This window comes from Monashia sp. HAY1-2A (genome assembly GCF_056755315.1).
The window spans coordinates 1-258 of record NZ_JBNDHY010000517.1; the positions used below are offsets into that span (position 1 = coordinate 1).

Below are 258 nucleotides of genomic sequence, written 5' to 3' on the forward strand. Positions count from 1 at the left end.
CGAGATCTACACTCTCTCCGTCGTCGGCAGCGTCAGATGTGTATAAGAGACAGGCGTGATCCCCACCCCGACGCCGTCGTCGAAGCGGAACTCGACACCGTGGCTGCGGTGCAGGCCCGCGAACCACGAACCGACCGTCTCGCCCATGACCTGTCTCTTATACACATCTCCGAGCCCACGAGACGCGTAGTAATCTGGGGGGGGGGGTGTTGGGTTGGGAAGAGGGGGGGGGGGGGGGGGGGGGGGGGGGGGGGGGGG

1 pseudogene is annotated in these 258 nt (G+C 67.1%); it reads right to left on the reverse strand.

Features of this window, described 5'->3' with window-relative positions:
- Positions 1-6: 6 nt before the first annotated feature.
- Positions 7-258 (reverse strand): annotated as a pseudogene (locus tag ACPYOM_RS22940) (hypothetical protein); the annotation flags it as partial.